This is a genomic window from Stenotrophomonas sp. 63632_Sma, from assembly GCF_056482875.1.
In genome coordinates, this window is record NZ_CM151220.1 from 1,879,760 (window position 1) to 1,898,685 (window position 18,926).

Below are 18,926 nucleotides of genomic sequence, written 5' to 3' on the forward strand. Positions count from 1 at the left end.
AGCGTGCGCCTGAGTCTCTGACCTGTAAAACGAATAATATGGGTGAAACCTACCTATCAAACGGGTAAATAGCATGCGCCTGACCTTGCGCCAGCTGCAGGTCTTCGTCGCCATCGCCGACCATGGCAGCACCACTGCTGCCGGCCAGGCCATTGCGCTTTCGCAGTCGGCCAGCAGCGCCGCCCTGCAGGAGCTGGAAGCGCACTTCGGCACGCCCCTGTTCGACCGCATCGGCCGCCGCCTGGCGCTGAATGGCCACGGCCGCGCCCTGTTGGAACCCGCGCGCACGCTGCTGGTCAACGCCGCCGACCTCGAGCGCCAGCTCGCCGCCGGCGGTGACCCGTCGCAGGGCGCGCCACTGCGGCTGGTGCTGGCCGCCAGCACCACCATCGGCAATTACCTGCTGCCCCCACGCATCGCCGATCTGCTGCGCCAGGCGCCACAGGCCGAGGTCGACCTGCGCATCGACAACAGTGCCGGCGTGGTTGCTGCCGTGCAGCGCCTGGATGTGGACGCCGGCCTGATCGAAGGCCCGTGCCACGAGCGCGGCCTGCAGGTCACCGCCTGGCAGCAGGACCCGCTGGTGATCGTCGCCGCCACCGATGCCCCCGCGCGCTGGTCGCTGGACGAACTGCGCCGCGCACGCTGGCTGCTGCGCGAACCGGGCTCGGGTACCCGCGAAGCGGTGGAGCAGGCCTTGTTGCCGCACCTGCGCGGTTTCGCGCAGACCCTGCAGCTGGGCAATACCGAAGCGATCAAGCAGGCCGCCATCGCCGGGCTCGGTCTGGCCTGTCTCTCGCGTCATGCGCTGGAAGAGCCGCTGGCCCTCGGCCGCCTGCGCGTGCTTGAGACCCCGTTGCCCGCCCTGCAGCGCACCCTGTGGCTGGTACGGCATCCCGGCAAGCAGTGGCTGCCGGGGCTGCAGGCGTTGCTGGGGGAGGTGGGGTAATCCATCAGAACCCCAGTTGATTCCATCCATCGACACTTCTTGTAGTGCTCATCCACGCATGGCGTGGATCTACTGTGTCGACCAGGGTCGACACCCACCAGAGCAGAATGCCGTTCCGACAGATCGCGGGATCCACTTCGCCATCCCGCAGGAAACCCGCTTTTGACGTTGCCGTTGAGGTTGCCGGCCAGCGGCCGGCACTACCGCGGGTGCCGGGTGCAGCCCGGCCGACGCCCCCAACCGGTACAATGGCCGGATGCCTCTGATTACCCTACAGAACGTCGACTTCAGCGTCGGCGGCCCGTTGTTGCTGGAAAAGGCCGAACTGTCGATCGAGCCGGGCGAACGCATCGCCCTGATCGGCCGCAACGGCGCCGGCAAATCCACCCTGCTCAAGCTGCTGTCCGGCGACCACAAGCCTGATGATGGCGAAGTCCGCGTGCAGCAGGGCGTGCGCGTCACCCGCCTGGAGCAGGAAGTGCCGCATGGCGCCGCCGGCTCGGTGTTCGACGTCGTCGCCGATGGCCTCGGCGAACTGGGCCAGTGGCTGGCCGAATTCCACCACCTCAGCCATGCCGAGGTGTTCGATGGCGAAGCGCTCGGCAACGTGCAGGCCAAGATCGACGCCGCCAACGGCTGGGGCCTGGACCAGCGCGTCAGCGAAACCCTGACCAAGCTCGACCTGGATGGCGAGGCCGAGTTCGGCCGCTTGTCCGGTGGCATGAAGCGCCGCGTGCTGCTGGCCCGCGCGCTGGTGTCCAGCCCCGACGTGCTGCTGCTGGACGAACCGACCAACCACCTGGACATCGAAGCCATCGACTGGCTCGAAGCGTTCCTGAAGGGCTGGAGCGGCAGCGTGGTGTTCGTCACCCACGACCGTCGCTTCCTGCGTGCACTGGCCACCCGCATCGTCGAGATCGACCGCGGCCAGGTCACCAGCTGGCCGGGCGACTGGGCCAACTACGAGCGCCGCCGCGAGGAACGCCTCAACGCGCAGGCGCAGGAAAACGCCCGTTTCGACAAGCTGCTGGCGCAGGAAGAAGTCTGGATCCGCCAAGGCATCAAGGCCCGTCGTACCCGCGACGAAGGCCGCGTGCGCCGCCTGAAGGCGATGCGCACCGAACGCTCGCAGCGCCGCGACCTCAGTGGCAACGTCAAGATGGAAGCTGCCCAAGGCGTCAGCTCCGGCAAGAAGGTCATCGACGTCAAGGACATTTCGTTCGCCTTCGGCGAGCGCACCATGGTCCGCGATTTCACCACCACCATCCTGCGTGGCGACCGCATCGGCCTGATCGGCCCCAACGGCAGCGGCAAGACCACGCTGCTGAAGCTGCTGCTGGGCGAACTGCAGCCGGCCAAGGGCGAGGTCAACGCGGGCACCAATCTGCAGATCGCCTATTTCGACCAGTACCGCGCGGTGCTGCGCGAAGACTGGAGCGCGATCGAGAACGTGGCCGAAGGCCGCGATTTCCTCGAGTTCAACGGCAAGCGCAAGCATGTGCATGCCTACCTGCAGGACTTCATGTTCACCCCGGAACGTGCGCGTGCGCCGATCACCCGCCTGTCCGGTGGCGAGCGCAACCGCCTGCTGCTGGCCAAGCTGTTCGCGCAGCCGTCCAACCTGCTGGTAATGGACGAACCGACCAACGACCTCGACGTGGAAACCCTGGAGCTGCTGGAAGAGCTGCTGGGCGAGTACACCGGCACGCTGCTGCTGGTCAGCCACGACCGTGACTTCATTGACAACGTGGTGACCTCCACGCTGGTGATGGAAGGCGACGGCGTGATCGGTGAGTACGTGGGTGGCTACAGCGACTGGCAGCGGTACGCCAGCAGCATTGCCGCCGCGCCGGCGGTGGTGGCTGCCGCCAAGCCAGCCGCAGCTGCACCTGCTGCAGCGGCCGCTACGCCGGCCGCGCCCAAGCGCAAGCTGGCCTACAAGGAAGCACGCGAGCTGGAGCAGCTGCCGAAGACCATCGAGAAGCTGGAAGGCGACGTAGAAGGGCTGACCTCGGCGATGAACGACCCGTCGTTTTACACCCGCAGCAGCGCTGAAGTGGCGGCGCACACCCAGCAGCTGGCCAAGGTGCAGGCCGAGCTGGATGCCGCGTACGCGCGCTGGGAAGAGCTGGAAGGCTGAGCTGAGCGTCCGCCGGCGCTGCCGGTGAACTCAGTAGATCCACGCCATGCGTGGATATCGGGATCCGTGCGGACCAACGGTCCGCACCTACCGAAGCCGGTTACGCCTCCGTACGGACCAAGGTCCGCACCCACCAATCAACGGTCCGTGCGGACCAAGGTCCGCACCCACCGGGGCGCCGGCGGTCATTTGACCCCGTGCAGATCCCGCAGCTGGCTCGGCCGGCTGCCGAAGTACGCGGCCAGATCGGCGATGTCCTGATCACTCAGGTCCTTCGCCTGCGGCGTCATCAGCGCATGCTGGCGGTCACCGGCACGGTAGGCCTGCAGCGCATGCGCCAGGTAATCACCGTACTGCCCACCCAGCTTCGGGTAGGTCGCATCGATCGGCGCGTTGCCGTCGGCGCCGTGGCAGTCGATGCAGCTCTGGTTGGTGGCCTTGCTCTTCACCTTGGCGCGGGCCTCGCCGGCGGCCTCGCGGCCCGGTGGCAGGCCGGCGGAGGATGAAGAGCCGTGTTCGCCGCTGGCATGGCCCGGGTCGGCGGCGGATTTCTCGCTGTTTTCCACCTGCGACTGTGAACAGGCGGCCAGCAGCAGGGCAACGGACAGGGCGATGGCGTGACGCATCGGATGCGCGGCTTTCGACATGGGCGGGCCTTACTTGACGGTGGACAGGTAAACAGAGAGATCGGCGATCTCCTGTTCGCTGAAACTCATCGACTGCGCCTGCATCGTCGGATGCCTGCGCTTGCCCTGGCGGTACTCGGTCAGGGCCTGGGCCAGGTACTGCTGGGTCTGGCCGCCGATCTTCGGCACCCGGTAACTGGGGTAGGCGTTCTTGTAGCCGGTGATGCCATGGCACCCCTGGCAGGTGTAGGCCAGGACACGGCCATTGTCGAAGTTGCCGGTGGGGGCGGCAGGCGCCGCGGCAGCGGCGGGAGCCGGGGCCGGGGCAGGTGTGGCAGGAGCAGGAGCGGGCTGTGCGGCGGCCCCAAGGGGCAGGAGGACGGCCAGAGCGAGACAAGCGGCGAGCGGCTGCGGGCGCATGGTGTCGTTTCCGGGGATTCGGGTCTGGTCGTTCCGGCGTGGGGTACGGAACGCCCCGAGTATAGCCCCAGGTTTCATCTAGCTGAAATGGGGGGCGGGCCGACCGGTGGCACGAAGACACCATGACCTTTGGGATATGGTGTTGCCGTGAAGTGGTGCATTACTTTGCTACCACACCTGTCCACGCATCCTCCAGGGATCTGACGATGTCGCACCCAACCTTCCTGTCCGGCCGTCGCAGCGGAATCTGCGCTGCCGCACTGCTGATCTCCACCTCCCTGCTGCTGGGCGGTTGCGCCGCAGGGCCCAATTCCGAAGCCAAGGCCGCCGAGACCAAGGAGGAGAAGAAGGTCGATGCGGTCCCGGTCGAAGTGGCCGTGGCCAGCCACCGTGCTGTCGCGGCCAGCTACACCGGTACCGCTGCGCTGGAACCACGCGCCGAGTCGCAGGTGGTGGCCAAGACCTCCGGCGTGGCGCTGGCGGTGCTGGTCGAGGAAGGCCAGCGGGTGACCGCCGGGCAGCCGCTGGTGCGCCTGGACCCGGACCGCGCGCGGCTGGCCGTGGCACAGAGCGAAGCGCAGATGCGCAAGCTGGAGAACAACTACCAGCGCGCACAGAAGCTGGTCGGCCAGCAGATGGTCAGCGCCGCCGATGTCGACCAGCTGCGCTATGACCTGGAAAACGTCCGCGCGCAGTACCGGCTGGCCACGCTGGAGCTGTCCTACACCACGGTGGTGGCGCCGATCTCCGGCGTGATCGCGTCGCGCTCGATCAAGACCGGCAACTTCGTGCAGATCAACACGCCGATCTTCCGCATCGTCGACAACTCGCGGCTGGAAGCCACCCTCAACGTGCCCGAGCGCGAGCTGGCCACCCTGCGCGCCGGCCAGCCGGTGACGCTGGCTGCCGATGCGCTGCCGGGCCAGAGCTTCACCGGCACCGTCGATCGCATCGCGCCGGTGGTGGATTCGGGCAGCGGTACGTTTCGCGTGGTCAGCGCCTTCGATGGCGCCGCACATGCGCTGCAGCCCGGCATGTTCGGGCGCATCCGCATCGATTACGACCAGCGTGCCGATGCGCTGGTGGTGCCGCGCCTGGCGCTGCTCGACGATGGTGAGCCGGCGGTGTTCCGGGTGCGCGAAGGCAAGGTCGCACGCGTTCCGGTCAAGCTGGGTTACGCCGAGGGCCCGTGGGTGGAGATCCGTGATGGCCTGGCGGCCGGTGATCAGGTGGTCACCGCCGGCAAGGTCGCCCTGCGCGACGGCACCGCAGTGCAGGTGATCGCCGATCCGAAGGCAAAGCCGAAGACGGTCGCAGCGGCCGCCAAGCCGGCAGACAAGGCCGGGAGCAAGCAATGACCGCCCCGGGCCACGACCACGGTGCCTCGCCGGCGAGCGACGGCGCCGCCGCCGGCATGCGCGGCGGCCTGGTGGAATTCGCCACCCGCCGTCGCGTGACTATCGCCATGTGCACGGTCACGCTGCTGCTGTTCGGCCTGATCGCGCTGGGCAACCTCAAGGTCAACCTGCTGCCCGACCTGAGCTACCCGACGCTGACCGTGCGCACCGAGTACACCGGTTCGGCGCCGACCGAAATCGAAACCCTGATCACCCAGCCGGTTGAAGAAGCGGTCGGCGTGGTCAAGAACCTGCGCAAGCTGAAGTCGGTCTCGCGCACCGGCCAGAGCGATGTAGTGCTGGAGTTCGCCTGGGGCACCAACATGGACCAGGCCAGCCTGGAGGTGCGCGACAAGATGGAAGCGCTGAACCTGCCACTGGAGGCCAAGGCCCCGGTGCTGCTGCGCTTCAATCCGTCCACCGAGCCGATCATGCGCCTGGTGCTGTCGAACAAGGTGGCGCCGACCAGCGATGCCGATGCGGTCCGCGAGCTGACCGGCCTGCGCCGCTATGCCGATGAAGACCTGAAGAAGAAGCTGGAGCCGGTCAGCGGCGTGGCGGCGGTCAAGGTCGGCGGTGGCCTGGAAGACGAGATCCAGGTCGACATCGACCAGCAGAAGCTGGCCCAGCTGAACCTGCCGATCGACACCGTCATCAAGCGCCTGAAGGACGAGAACATCAACATCTCTGGCGGCCGCCTGGAGGAGGGCTCGCAGCGCTTCCTGGTGCGCACCGTCAACCAGTTCGCCGATCTGGAGGAGATCCGCAACCTGCTGGTCACCACCCAGGCGTCGAACGGCAGCGCGGCCGACTCGGCGTTGCAGCAGATGTTCAACATCGCCGCGTCGACCGGTTCGGCGGCAGCCATCGCGGCGGCATCGGCGGCGCAGAGCGCATCGTCCAGCGGTGGTTCCAGCGTGGTCGCCAACGGTGTGCCGGTGCGCCTGAAGGACGTGGCCACCGTGCGCCAGGGCTACAAGGAGCGCGAAGCGGTGATCCGCCTGGGCGGCAAGGAATCGGTCGAACTGGCGATCTACAAAGAAGGCGACGCCAATACCGTGTCCACCGCCGAAGCGCTGCGCAAGCGCCTGGAGCAGATCAAGGGCACGTTCCCGTCCGATGTCGAGATGACCACCATCGAGGACCAGTCGCGCTTCATCGAGCACGCCATCGCCGACGTCAAGAAGGATGCAGTGATCGGCGGCCTGCTGGCGATCCTGATCATCTTCCTGTTCCTGCGTGATGGCTGGAGCACGTTCGTGATCAGCCTGTCGCTGCCGGTCTCGATCATCGCCACGTTCTTCTTCATGGGCCAGCTCGGCCTCAGCTTGAACGTGATGTCGCTGGGCGGTCTGGCACTGGCCACCGGCCTGGTGGTGGATGACTCGATCGTGGTGCTGGAGAGCATCGCCAAGGCCCGCGAGCGTGGCCTGGGCATCCTGCAGGCGGCCATCGCCGGTACCCGCGAAGTGAGCATGGCGGTGGTCGCCTCCACCCTGACCACCATCGCGGTGTTCCTGCCGCTGGTGTTCGTCGATGGCATCGCTGGCCAGCTGTTCCGCGACCAGGCGTTGACCGTGGCGATCGCCATCGCGATCTCGCTGCTGGTGTCGATGACCCTGATCCCGATGCTGAGCTCGCTGAAGGGACGGCCGCCGCTGGCGTTCCCGGAAGAAGCGCCGAACGAACCGTGGCAACCGCAGAACCGCTGGCAGAAGCCGGTGGCGCTGGGCCGTCGTGGTGCCGTGGCGACTGCGCGCTGGAGCTTCTACGCGCTGGCCTGGCTGGTGGTGCGGGCGTGGCGTGGCGTGGTGGCGGTGGTGGGCCCGGTGATGCGCAAGGCCAGCGATCTGGCGATGAAGCCCTATGCCGGTGCCGAGCGCGGTTACCTGCGCCTGCTGCCGAGCGCACTGGCGCATCCGGGCAAGGTGCTGGGTGTCGCCTCGATCATCTTCGTGGCGACCATGGCGCTGGTGCCGATGCTCGGTGCCGACCTGATCCCGCAGCTGGCGCAGGACCGTTTCGAGATGACGGTGAAGCTGCCGGCCGGTACGCCGCTGAAGCAGACCGATGCACTGGTGCGCGAGCTGCAGCTGGCGCACGGCAAGGGCGAGGGCGTGGCGTCGCTGTACGGTGTCAGCGGCAGCGGCACCCGCCTGGATGCCAGCCCCACCGAGAGCGGCGAGAACATCGGCAAACTGACCGTGGTGATGGAAGGCGGTGGCAATGCACGCACCGAGGCCGAGATCACCGAGCGCCTGCGTGACACCATGGGCCAGCATCCGGGGGCACAGGTCGACTTCGCGCGGCCGGCGTTGTTCAGCTTCTCCACGCCGCTGGAAATCGAGTTGCGCGGGCAGGACATGGCCACGCTGGAAGTGGCCGGCCAGCGCCTGGCGGCGATGCTGCGCGGCAACGCGCACTACGCCGATGTGAAGTCGACGGTGGAAGAGGGCTTCCCGGAGATCCAGATCCGCTTCGACCAGGAGCGTGCCGGTGCGCTGGGCCTGACCACCCGCCAGATCGCCGACGTGGTGGTGAAGAAGGTGCGCGGCGATGTCGCCACCCGCTACAGCTTCCGTGACCGCAAGATCGACGTGCTGGTGCGTGCGCAGGAGGGCGACCGCGCCAGCGTGGAGAGCATCCGCCGGCTGATCGTCAACCCGGGCAGCACCCGTCCGGTCACGCTGGACGCGGTGGCCGAAGTGGTCGCCACCACTGGCCCCAGCGAAATCCACCGCGCCGACCAGACCCGGGTTGCGGTGGTGTCGGCCAACCTGCGCGACATCGACCTCGGCGCGGCCATGCGCGAGGTGCAGCAGATGGTCGCCGAGCAGCCGCTGGGTGCGGGCGTCGGCCTGCACATCGGTGGCCAGGGTGAGGAGCTGGCGCAGGCGGCGAAGTCGTTGATCTTCGCCTTCGGCCTGGCGATCTTCCTGGTCTACCTGGTGATGGCTTCGCAGTTCGAATCGCTGCTGCATCCGTTCGTGATCCTGTTCACCATTCCGCTGGCGCTGGTCGGCGCGATCCTGGCGCTGATGCTGACCGGCAAGCCCATCTCGGTGGTGGTGTTCATCGGCCTGATCCTTCTGGTCGGTCTGGTCACCAAGAACGCGATCATCCTGATCGACAAGGTCAACCAGCTGCGCGAGGCCGGCGTAGCAAAGCACGAGGCGCTTGTGGAAGGCGCGCGCTCGCGCCTGCGGCCGATCATCATGACCACGCTGTGCACGCTGTTCGGCTTCCTGCCGTTGGCGGTGGCGATGGGTGAGGGCGCTGAAGTGCGCGCGCCGATGGCGATCACCGTGATCGGCGGCCTGCTGGTGTCGACCCTGCTGACCCTGCTGGTGATCCCGGTGGTGTACGACCTGATGGACCGTCGTGGCGATGCGTATTACCGCGAACGTGGCCGCAAGCATGCCGGTGAGATCGAGCCGGGTGCAGCGGACAGTGCGGCGGGTGCGGAGGAACCGGCATGAGTGTGGCCGAGTTCTCCATCCGCCGTCCGGTCACCACCATCATGTGTTTCGTGTCGCTGGTGGTGATCGGCCTGATCGCTTCGTTCCGGTTGCCGTTGGAAGCGCTGCCGGACATCTCCGCGCCGTTCCTGTTCGTGCAGATTCCGTACACCGGCTCCACCCCGGAGGAGGTGGAACGGACCATCATCCGTCCGGTCGAGGAGTCGCTGGCGACGATGACCGGCATCAAGCGCATGCGCTCGTCGGCCACCTCCGAAGCGGCGCTGATCTTCATCGAGTTCAGCGACTGGGACCGCGACATCGCCATCGCCGCCTCCGATGCACGCGAGCGCATCGACGCGATCCGCAGCGACCTGCCCGACGACCTGCAGCGCTACAACGTGTTCAAGTGGTCCAGCAGTGACCAGCCGGTGCTGAAGGTGCGCCTGGCCAGCACCACCGACCTGACCACCGCCTATGACATGCTCGACCGCGAGTTCAAGCGGCGCATCGAGCGCATTCCCGGCGTGGCCCGTGTCGACATCACCGGTGCGCCGCCGAACGAGGTGGAGATCGCCATCGATCCGAACCGCCTCAACGCGCACGGCCTGAGCATCAATGAACTGAGCGAGCGCCTGCGTACGCTGAATTTCTCGATCTCGGCCGGGCAGATCGACGACAACGGCCAGCGCGTGCGCGTGCAGCCGGTGGGTGAGATCACCGACCTGCAGGAAATGCGCGATCTGGTGATCAACGCCAAGGGCCTGCGCCTGGGCGATATCGCCGATGTGCGCCTGAAGCCGGCGCGGATGAACTACGGGCGCCGCCTGGACGGCAACCCGGCGGTTGGCCTGGATATCTTCAAGGAGCGCAGTGCCAATCTGGTGGAGGTGTCGCGCGCGGCACTGGCCGAGGTTGAATCGATCCGTGCCGAAGCGTCGATGCGCGACGTGCAGATCAAGGTGATCGACAATCAGGGCAAGGCGGTGACCTCCTCGCTGCTGGAACTGGCCGAGGCCGGTGCGGTCGGCCTGATCCTGTCGATCACGGTGCTGTTCTTCTTCCTGCGCCATTGGCCGTCCACGCTGATGGTGACCCTGGCCATTCCGATCTGCTTCACCATCACCCTGGGCTTCATGTACTTCGTCGGGGTGACGCTGAACATCCTGACCATGATGGGCCTGCTGCTGGCGGTGGGCATGCTGGTCGACAACGCCGTGGTGGTGGTGGAGAGCATCTACCAGGAACGCGAGCGCATGCCGGGGCAGCCGCGGCTGGCCTCGATCATCGGCACCCGCAACGTGGCCATCGCGCTCAGTGCCGGTACGCTGTGCCACTGCATCGTGTTCGTGCCGAACCTGTTCGGCGAGACCAACAACATCAGCATCTTCATGGCGCAGATCGCGATCACCATCTCGGTCTCGCTGCTGGCCTCGTGGCTGGTCGCGGTCAGCCTGATCCCGATGCTGTCCGCGCGCATGGCCACGCCCAAGCTGGTGCACTCGCAGACCGGCCTGATCGCGCGGCTGCAGCGCCGCTACGCCAGGCTGCTGGACTGGTCGCTGCACCATCGCGGCTGGAGCCTGCTCGGCATCGTGCTGGTGGTGCTGGTCAGCCTGGTGCCGATGAAGCTGACCAAGGTCGACATGTTCGGAGGGGATGGCGGCAAGGACATCTTCATCGGCTACATGTGGAAGGGCGCCTACACCTATCGGCAGATGTCCGAGGAAGTGGCGCGCGTGGAGAACTGGATCGACGCCAACCGCGAGCGCCTGCACGTCAAGCAGGTGTACTCCTGGTACAGCGAGCAGGAAGGCAGCTCCACCGTGGTCACCCTGGACGAGAAGTACGCCAAGGACATCAAGGCGCTGCAGGAAGAACTGCGCAAAGGCCTGCCGAAGTCGGCCCGCACCGACTACTTCGTCGGCAACCAGGGCGGTGATGGCGGCGGTGGCGGCAACCAGGGCGTGCAGGTGCAGCTGGTCGGCGACTCCAGTTCGATGCTGCAGGAGATCGGCCAGGAAGTGGTGCCGCTGCTGGCCCAGCGCACCGAGCTGCGCGATGTGCGCATCGACAATGGTGAAAAGGGCGGCGAACTGAAGGTGCGCGTCGACCGCGAGCGTGCGGCGGCGTTCGGCTTCAATGCCGAACAGGTAGCCAGCTTCGTCGGCCTGGCGCTGCGCGGTGCACCGATGCGCGAGTTCCGCCGTGGTGACAACGAAGTGCCGGTATGGGTGCGCTTCGCCGGTGCCGAGCAGAGCAGCCCGGAAGACCTGGCCGGCTTCAGCGTGCGTACCGGCGATGGCCGCAGCGTGCCACTGCTGAGCCTGGTCACCGTCGACGTCGGTTCGTCCGCCACCCAGATCGGCCGCACCAACCGCCAGACCACGCTGACCATCAAGGCCAACCTGGCCGAGAAGGTCACCGCGCCGGATGGCCGCAAGGCGATGGAGTCGGTGCTCAAGCCGATGAACTTCCCGGCCGGTTATGGCTTCACCTTCGATGGCGGTGACTACGGCAACGACGACGAAGCGATGCAGCAGATGGTGTTCAACCTGCTGATCGCGCTGGTGATGATCTACGTGGTGATGGCGGCGGTGTTCGAGTCGCTGCTGTTCCCGGCGGCGATCATGAGTGGCGTGCTGTTCTCGATCTTCGGCGTGTTCTGGCTGTTCTGGATCACCGGCACCTCGTTCGGGATCATGTCCTTCATCGGCATCCTGGTGCTGATGGGCGTGGTGGTGAACAACGGCATCGTGATGATCGAGCACATCAACAACCTGCGGCGCGGCGGCATGGGACGCACCCAGGCGCTGGTGGAGGGCTCACGCGAGCGATTGCGGCCAATCATGATGACCATGGGCACGGCGATCCTGGCGATGGTGCCGATCTCGCTGACCAGTACGCAGATGTTCGGCAACGGCCCGGAGTACGCGCCGATGGCGCGCGCGATTGCCGGCGGCCTGGCGTTCTCGACCGTGGTCAGCCTGCTGTTCCTGCCGACGATCTATGCAGTGCTGGATGACCTGCGCAGTGCGGTGACACGCTTGATCCGCCGCGCCCGCGGTCTGGAGATCGTGCCGGGTACCCCGGTGTAGTGGTCGAGCTTGCTCGACCGTCCGTAATGCACGACAACGTGTTGTGGTGTGGGGGAGGCCGGTCGTAGTGGGGCGGCCTCCCCCTTTCTTTCAGCTCATTTCGACCTTGATCACCTGTGATTTGAACTTTGGAAACAGCGTGATCTGATGGTTGAGGAAACCCTTTACGCGCGCGTGAGGGTCTAGACGCCTTACCGAGTTTTGTTGGGGGTCTGATGCCCTCCAAAGGCCAAACGCAATGACATGGGTGCCATGCGGATACTGCTGGAGCCATTCTTGGTCAGTGTGACCGATACTTGCTCCATACGTCAGCTGTATCCCGTCAGTTCCAACCTTGTGCCGTTCCGGAATCAGATTGAGAAACGTATTCCGTTGATTCGAACCGGTGTTTGGAAGCCAGATTCGATCCACAACGCCGGCTATCGCAAACGGGTGGGCCGAAGGCTCGGCCTTACGCAGCATTTTCCAAGCGTCCTCATACCGATCTTGTTCAAAGTAGAAACGGCGCCAAGGGATTTTGCGATTGCCAAAGCGCAGGAGCAGCGTCGCGCTCAGCTCGGCATCCTCCTCGCAGCGTTCGCGCAGCTTGAGAATGTCCATCGTAGTTCGGAGATAGCCGTCGAGCTTTCCACCAGTTCTGATGTAGTCTGTTCTTATGTGTTCATCTTTAGTTTTCGATCCAGTCTGGTAACCAGCCTTCACAGATCGATCAGAATTGCCAAGTGCGTTGTGTAGCAGCTGTAAGCGAAGCTCGTGTTTTCCTTCGTCAAGGCTTGACAAGAAGTCAGGATCAGATTGATTGGCGATGATCAGCTTGAGCTTTCCGGTTGCGTTGTAGCTGCAGCTTGTCGCGTGATCTGAATCTCTGGCTGATGTGAGGCCTATGTATGCAGCCCGCTCTACCGGCTCTTTTCCCGGCGGTCCATTTCGAAGTCCAAGTTTGACGAAACGGACGGACGCAGAGCATCCAACACCATCACAGAACAGTGGAGGGATTGTTTGACCATTTTCGGCTCGATTCTGCAGTGATTCGAGCGTATGTCGGTTCCTCCGATCGTCCACGGCTGAAGCCATCTTGATACCTTTTCCCATACTGGCCCTCCAGGCTCAGAAAAGTTTCATTGATCATACTTGCCGGAAGCGTGGCACAAAAAAAGCCACGCAATGCGTGGCTTTTTTGCTTGGGAATGATGTGCCAACCAAGGTTGGCACCTACCAGAGCGCAGTCGAGCTTGGCTCGACGCTACACGGAACAATCAACCCGCCACCTTGCCCCACACCTTGAACGTGGTCAGCCACAGGCCGAGCATGCTGCCGATGTTGGTCAGCATGAAGGTCAGCACCACGCGGGTGACGCGGTTGCGATACCAGCCCTTCAGGCTTTGCGCATCGTCGCGCAGCTTCAGGAAGTCCTCATACGCCGGCTTGCGCAGGCGCGCTTCCACCAGCGCCGAGAATGCGCCGGTCGGGATGCTCAGGCGGAACGGCTTGAACGGCGCCACCGCGATCGCGGTGAGGATGCTCAGCGGATGGCCGCCGGCCAGCAGGCAGCCCAGGCCGGCGAGGCCGCCGGTATACATCGCCCAGGTCGCCAGCAGTTCGGTGCCCACGCCCAGGCCACCGCGGTAGAAACCTACGCCGATGCCGGTCGCCACGATGGCCAGGATGCCCAGCGTGAACCACGGAATGTTGCGCTTCTTCGGCACCGCTTCCAGCTCGGCGCGCAGCGGTGCCGGTGCTTCGGTGTCGGTTTCCAGGTAGCGGGCCAGCCCGGCAAGGTGACCGGCACCCACCACCGCCAGCACTTCACGCTGCTGCGGGTCGTGTTCCTCGCGCAGGCGCGTGGCCATGTAGCGGTCACGCTCGCCGATGATGGTCTCGTACAGCGCCGGGCTCTCGCTGGCGAACTCGCCGAAGCTCGACTCCAGCATGTCGCCCTGCTTGAGCTTCTCGATCTCGTTTTCGCCCACTTCCTCGGATGAGAACAGACCTGCGCCAAGCCCGGCGACCAGCTTCAGCTTGCCGAAGAAGCCCAGCCGTTGCGAGGCACGGCGGAAGGTCAGGCCGACTTCACGGTCGATCAGGTGTACCGGCAGGTTGCGCTCGCGCGCCAGTTCCACCGCGCGCTTCAGTTCGGCGCCCGGCTCGATGTCGAGCTGTTCGGCCAGGCGGCGCTGGTACGCGGACAGGGCCAGGTTGGCGGCGAACAGGGCCACGCGGCCCTTGCGGATCACTTCGACCAGATCGAGCTTGGCCAGTGTGTCCGGATCGCTCAGCGCCTGCAGGCGCTGTGGGTCCAGTTCAACGGCAACGGCATCGAAGCGGCCGCTGTCGATGGCTTTTTCCACCGCCTCGACGCTGGCGCGGGAGACGTGGGCAGTGCCCAGCAGGGTATAACGCACGCCATCGCGTTCAACGACGCGCACCGGCTGGCCGGCGAACAGGTCGTCGCCGGTTTCGGGAAGGGTTTCGGTCATGGGTTCATTCATTGGAAGGTGCGGTGTCGGCGCCATCGCCGAGCGCGCGCTGCATCTGCACGGTATCCAGCCAGCGGCCGTGCTTGCGGCCAAGGCCACGGAACACGCCGACCAGCTCGAAGCCGAAGCGTTCGTGCAGCTTGATCGACGCGGCGTTGGTCGGTTCGCCGATCACGGCCACCATCTGCCGGTAACCACGCGCCACGCAGGCATCGATCAAGGCCTGCAGCAGGCCGGTGCCCACGCCCTGGCCCTGGAACGCGGCATCGACGTAGACCGAGTTCTCCACGGTCCACTGGTAGGCAACGCGGGTGCGGTAGGTGTTGGCGTAGGCATAGCCGGCCACCTGGCCGTCGATCTCGGCGACCAGGTAGGGGAAGCCGCGATCGATGATGTCGCGCATACGGCGCAGCATCTCGGTCGCGTCGGGGATGTCGTACTCGTAGGTGTTGACGAAGTCGGTCACTTCCACCGCGTAGATCGCGGTGATCGCGGCGATGTCGGCCGGGCCGGCATCACGGATGAGGACGGCCATGCGCGGGCTCCGGCTCAGTCGATGTAGCGCTTGAGCAGGTCACCGTACGCGTCGATGCGGCGATCGCGCAGGAACGGCCAGATGCGGCGCACGTGCTCGCTGCGCTGCAGGTCGACATCGCACAGCAGCACGGTGGCGTCAGTGCCGGCTTCGGCCAGGAATTCGCCCTGCGGGCCGAGCACGTGGCTGTTGCCCCAGAACTGGATGCCCGACGCGCCCAGTGGCGATGCCTCGTGGCCGACGCGGTTGCAGCTCAGCACCGGCAGGCCGTTGGCCACGGCGTGGCCGCGGTGACTCAGCACCCAGGCGTCGCGCTGGCGGGTCTTCTCGTCCTGCACGTCGTCCGGGTCCCAGCCGATCGCGGTCGGGTACAGCAGCAGCTCGGCGCCGGCCAGCGCCATCAGGCGTGCCGCTTCCGGGTACCACTGGTCCCAGCACACCAGCACGCCGAGGCGACCCACCGAGGTATCGATCGGCTTGAAACCGATGTCGCCCGGGGTGAAGTAGAACTTCTCGTAGAAGCCCGGATCGTCCGGGATATGCATCTTGCGGTACTTGCCGAGCAGCGTACCGTCCTTCTCGAACACCACGGCGGTGTTGTGGTACAGGCCGGCAGCACGGCGCTCGAACAGCGAGCCGACCAGCACCACGCCATGCTTCTTCGCCAGCGCGCCCAGGCGCTCGGTGCTCGGGCCCGGAATCGGCTCGGCCAGGTCGAACTCGTCCACCGATTCGTGCTGGCAGAAGTACGGGCCGTTGTGCAGTTCCTGCAGCAGCACCAGCTTGGCACCCTGCGCAGCCGCCTCGGCCACGCGTGCTTCGATCACCGCCAGGTTGGCGGCGGCATCACCGTGGTTGCGCTCCTGGATCAGGGCGACGGTAAGGGGGCTGCGCGAGTTCATGCGGGGCGTTCCTGCGGGGGAAAACCTGCATGTTAGCGCGGATGGGCGGCGACGGCGTGTCGCGCGCTGAATGGGCCGCCCTTTGTAGAGTCGAGCCATGCTCGACTGCTCTCCGGTCAGATCGCGCGGAAAGGCAGTCGAGCATGGCTCGACTCTACAAGGAGAGCGCCGGGCGGGGCCCGGCGTCATCCATCAGGCCTTCAACAACCCGGCCGGCAGCTGCATGGTGATGCAGTGCAGGCTGCCGTTCTGCCAGATCAGCGAGCGGCAGGGCACTTGCACGATCTCGCGGCCCGGGTGCGCCTGCGCCAGTACATCGCGGGCCAGGTCATCGGCCGGATCGCCATAGGCCGGCATCAGCACCGCACCATTGACGATCAGGTAGTTGGCGTACGACGCCGCCAGGCGGCGGCCTTCGTCGATCACCGGCTGTGCCCACGGCAGCGGGAACAGGCGGTACGGCTGGCCATCCTTGGTACGCAGCGCGGCCAGCTCATTGCCCATCGCCTGCAGTTCGGCGTAGTGCGAGTCGCTCTCGTCGTCACAGGCCTGGTAGACAATGCTGTCAGCCGAGGCGAAGCGGGCGAGGGTATCGATGTGCGCATCAGTGTCGTCGCCTTCCAGATAGCCGTGGTCCAGCCACAGCACACGGTCCTGCTGCAGCCAGTCGGCCAGGTGGGCAGTCAGGCTGGCGCGGTCGCGGTCCGGGTGGCGCTCATGCAGGCACTTCCAGGTGGTCAGCAGGGTGCCTTCGCCATCGGTTTCGATGCCGCCGCCTTCCAGCGCGAACGGAATGCTGCGCACCGGTGCGTCGTTGAACACGCCGGCCTGGTCGAGCACGCCCACCAGCTGGTCATCCAGGGTGGCGTCGAACTTGCCGCCCCAGCCGGTGAAGCGGAAATCCAGCAGCTGGAAGCCGCCGTCGGCACGGCGCAGGGTGATCGGGCCGGAGTCGCGCAACCAGGTATCGTCGTAGGCCGCCGTGGTGAAGTGGACCTTGTCCATGTCGATGCGGTTGGAGCGCAGCCGCATCTCGGCATAGGTCTCCACATCGTCGTCGGCCACGCAGATCAGCACCGGCTGGAAGCGGGTGATGGCCGCGACCAAGGCGATGTAGGTCTCTTCCACCTGGCCCAGGCGGTCGGCCCAGTCGGTGTCGGCGGTGGGCCAGGCAATCAGGACGCCGCTCTGGGCTTCCCACTCGGCAGGAAAACGAAGGGTCTGGTTCATGGTCTCGCTACACAGGCCCGCCCAGGGCGGGTAAAGGGATCAACGGATCGGCGGTTTCGGGCCGATTTCGTTCGGGTCCGCCTGGTTGGCCACCACGTCGATCACCTTCTGCTTCTCGAAGTAGACGGTGAACTGCGGGTACACCCAGCGGTTGATGGTCGGCCATTGCCGCTTCTGCCCGCCACGCGGCTGCAGCTGCTCGCTCGGCGCGCCGAACTGCGCCTGTACCTGCTGCATGCTCTGGCCGCGCACGGGCAGGGCACCGGCCGGCTTCTCGCGGGCACGGTCGACAAGCAGGGTATCGGCCAGCGCCGGCGTGGCGGTGGCCAGGGTGGCCATCACGGCCAGGGCGGACAGGTAACGCTTCATCTCGATCTACTCCCCAGTGGTCAAGAAAGGCGATTACAGCAAAAACGGCAGGAAAAAGCCGCATAAACAAAAAACCGCCCGAAGGCGGCTTTTTGCATCGGGTCGGCCCCGCGTAGGGCCAGCCGCAGCCGCGAAGGCTGTTGGGCTTAGCGCTGACGCGCCTTGAAACGCGGGTTCGACTTGCAGATGACGAAGATCTTGCCACGACGACGCACGACCTTGCAGTCACGGTGACGGGCCTTCGCCGACTTCAGGGAGGACAGGACTTTCATGGCATACCTCGGCGTAAACAGTAGTTGTTCGGGTGGAGCGTGGCCGCGATATGCGAAAGACAATCGGCAGTTGACGCTCGTTCAAGCCCGCCATTCTACCGGGCTTTTCCTCGTGGTTTCAAGTGGTTGCACAAAAGATCCCATTGGGGGCGTCTGACAGGGGCTAGAATGACCCCTTCACACGCTCTGGGAACCCCATGAATCCACTCGCTCCCGTCCTGACCATCGACGGCCCTTCAGGGGCTGGCAAGGGTACCATCAGCCGCATCATCGCGCGCCGGATGGGCTGGCATTACCTGGATTCGGGCGCGCTGTACCGGGCAGTGGGCGTGGCCGCGAGCTGGGCCGACATCGATACCTCCGATGCCTCGGCGCTGGTCCGCTGCACCTTTGATACCCACGTTCAGTTTGTCGAGCAGGGTGAAGCCATGCGGGTCATGGTGAACGGGACCGATGCCACCGACGAGCTGCGCCTGGAGACCACCGGCGCGCTGGCCTCGGCCATCGCCGCCATTCCCGAGGTCCGGGCTGCCCTGAAGGAGCGCCAGCGCGCATTCAGGGAGCTGCCCGGCCTGGTCGCCGATGGCCGCGACATGGGCACGGTGATCTTCCCGGACGCCTCCTTCAAGGTCTTCCTGACCGCCAGTGCCGAGGAGCGCGCCGAGCGCCGGCATAAGCAGTTGAAAGACAAGGGGGTTTCTGTTAACTTTGATGACCTCCTGCGCGAGATCATGGCCCGCGACGCCCGTGATGCTCAGCGTACCGTGGCGCCCCTGAAGCCGGCAGACGATGCTGTCCTCATCGACACCACAGGCATCGGCATCGCAGATGTCGTTGCCAGAGTGATGGATCTGCTTCCGGTTCCGGCTGCCTGATCCGTTCGCGCGGGAGCACTGCCAGCAGCATCGGTGGTGGTCGCGCATAGCAGTGCTGTACCAGCTCCGTCGCGCAATGATGCGTGGCGGTTTTCCTACTACACACGACCTGCGTTTCCGGGGTCGACCAACAGGCGGGCGGTCGCCATTCCCCTGAAGGGGACGCCACCGACCCATG

The 18,926-nt window shown here is 65.8% G+C and carries 15 protein-coding genes; 6 read left to right on the plus strand and 9 right to left on the minus strand.

Going from position 1 to position 18,926, the window contains the following annotated elements; all coding sequences use genetic code 11:
* Window positions 1-73: 73 nt before the first annotated feature.
* Entirely contained in the window at window positions 74-949 is an 876-nt protein-coding gene (locus tag ACZK45_RS08770) for a LysR family transcriptional regulator (protein WP_125895769.1), read from the plus strand.
* Between the two features lie 256 nt (window positions 950-1,205).
* Window positions 1,206-3,089, plus strand: coding sequence for an ATP-binding cassette domain-containing protein (locus ACZK45_RS08775; RefSeq protein ID WP_180836829.1), 1,884 nt, complete (start codon window positions 1,206-1,208; stop codon window positions 3,087-3,089).
* A 185-nt stretch (window positions 3,090-3,274) separates the two neighbouring features.
* Here the strand turns inward: ACZK45_RS08775 and ACZK45_RS08780 are convergent, their stop codons facing one another.
* Window positions 3,275-3,736: a c-type cytochrome gene (locus ACZK45_RS08780; RefSeq protein ID WP_006361215.1), complete on the minus strand. Its 462-nt coding sequence runs from the start codon at window positions 3,734-3,736 to the stop codon at window positions 3,275-3,277.
* Between the two features lie 9 nt (window positions 3,737-3,745).
* On the minus strand, window positions 3,746-4,135 hold the full coding sequence (locus ACZK45_RS08785; protein WP_049457840.1) for a c-type cytochrome: 390 nt from the start codon (window positions 4,133-4,135) through the stop codon (window positions 3,746-3,748).
* Window positions 4,136-4,341: 206 nt separating this feature from the next.
* Between ACZK45_RS08785 and ACZK45_RS08790 the strand changes: the two genes are divergently transcribed.
* Genes ACZK45_RS08790 through ACZK45_RS08800 form a run of 3 tightly spaced genes read left to right on the plus strand, consistent with a single transcriptional unit; the run spans window position 4,342 to window position 12,088 of the window.
* Window positions 4,342-5,493, plus strand: a complete 1,152-nt coding sequence (locus ACZK45_RS08790; RefSeq protein WP_478445697.1) for an efflux RND transporter periplasmic adaptor subunit — start codon at window positions 4,342-4,344, stop codon at window positions 5,491-5,493.
* Window positions 5,490-9,011 (plus strand): efflux RND transporter permease subunit, encoded by a 3,522-nt coding sequence (locus ACZK45_RS08795; RefSeq protein WP_478445698.1) that lies wholly within the window; start codon window positions 5,490-5,492, stop codon window positions 9,009-9,011. The genes ACZK45_RS08790 and ACZK45_RS08795 overlap by 4 nt, the downstream gene beginning before the upstream one ends.
* Window positions 9,008-12,088: an efflux RND transporter permease subunit gene (locus tag ACZK45_RS08800; RefSeq protein WP_478445699.1), complete on the plus strand. Its 3,081-nt coding sequence runs from the start codon at window positions 9,008-9,010 to the stop codon at window positions 12,086-12,088. The genes ACZK45_RS08795 and ACZK45_RS08800 overlap by 4 nt, the downstream gene beginning before the upstream one ends.
* Before the next feature lie 90 nt (window positions 12,089-12,178).
* On the opposite strand, the gene ACZK45_RS08805 is transcribed toward ACZK45_RS08800, so the two are convergent.
* The 7 genes from ACZK45_RS08805 to ykgO all read right to left on the minus strand — a co-directional run bounded on the left by ACZK45_RS08805 (window position 12,179) and on the right by ykgO (window position 17,873).
* Entirely contained in the window at window positions 12,179-13,180 is a 1,002-nt protein-coding gene (locus ACZK45_RS08805; RefSeq protein ID WP_043035156.1) for a hypothetical protein, read from the minus strand.
* 164 nt (window positions 13,181-13,344) lie between these two features.
* Window positions 13,345-14,565 carry a TraB/GumN family protein gene (locus tag ACZK45_RS08810; RefSeq protein ID WP_107432021.1) on the minus strand — a complete coding sequence of 407 codons (1,221 nt, stop codon included), beginning with the start codon at window positions 14,563-14,565 and terminating at the stop codon, window positions 13,345-13,347.
* Window positions 14,566-14,569: 4 nt separating this feature from the next.
* Window positions 14,570-15,100: a GNAT family N-acetyltransferase gene (locus tag ACZK45_RS08815; RefSeq protein ID WP_107432020.1), complete on the minus strand. Its 531-nt coding sequence runs from the start codon at window positions 15,098-15,100 to the stop codon at window positions 14,570-14,572.
* 14 nt (window positions 15,101-15,114) lie between these two features.
* On the minus strand, window positions 15,115-16,002 hold the full coding sequence (locus ACZK45_RS08820; protein WP_005409280.1) for a carbon-nitrogen hydrolase: 888 nt from the start codon (window positions 16,000-16,002) through the stop codon (window positions 15,115-15,117).
* 192 nt (window positions 16,003-16,194) lie between these two features.
* The gene (locus ACZK45_RS08825) at window positions 16,195-17,232 is read right to left on the minus strand and encodes an agmatine deiminase family protein (protein WP_478445700.1); all 1,038 of its coding nucleotides are present in this window, start codon (window positions 17,230-17,232) and stop codon (window positions 16,195-16,197) included.
* Window positions 17,233-17,271: 39 nt separating this feature from the next.
* Entirely contained in the window at window positions 17,272-17,571 is a 300-nt protein-coding gene (locus ACZK45_RS08830; protein WP_423175526.1) for a hypothetical protein, read from the minus strand.
* Window positions 17,572-17,747: 176 nt separating this feature from the next.
* Complete coding sequence (gene ykgO / locus ACZK45_RS08835) at window positions 17,748-17,873, minus strand: type B 50S ribosomal protein L36 (RefSeq protein WP_005409283.1); 126 nt, start codon at window positions 17,871-17,873, stop codon at window positions 17,748-17,750.
* Between the two features lie 197 nt (window positions 17,874-18,070).
* Between ykgO and cmk the strand changes: the two genes are divergently transcribed.
* Complete coding sequence (gene cmk / locus ACZK45_RS08840; protein ID WP_125895521.1) at window positions 18,071-18,748, plus strand: (d)CMP kinase; 678 nt, start codon at window positions 18,071-18,073, stop codon at window positions 18,746-18,748.
* The last annotated feature ends 178 nt before the right edge of the window (window positions 18,749-18,926 follow it).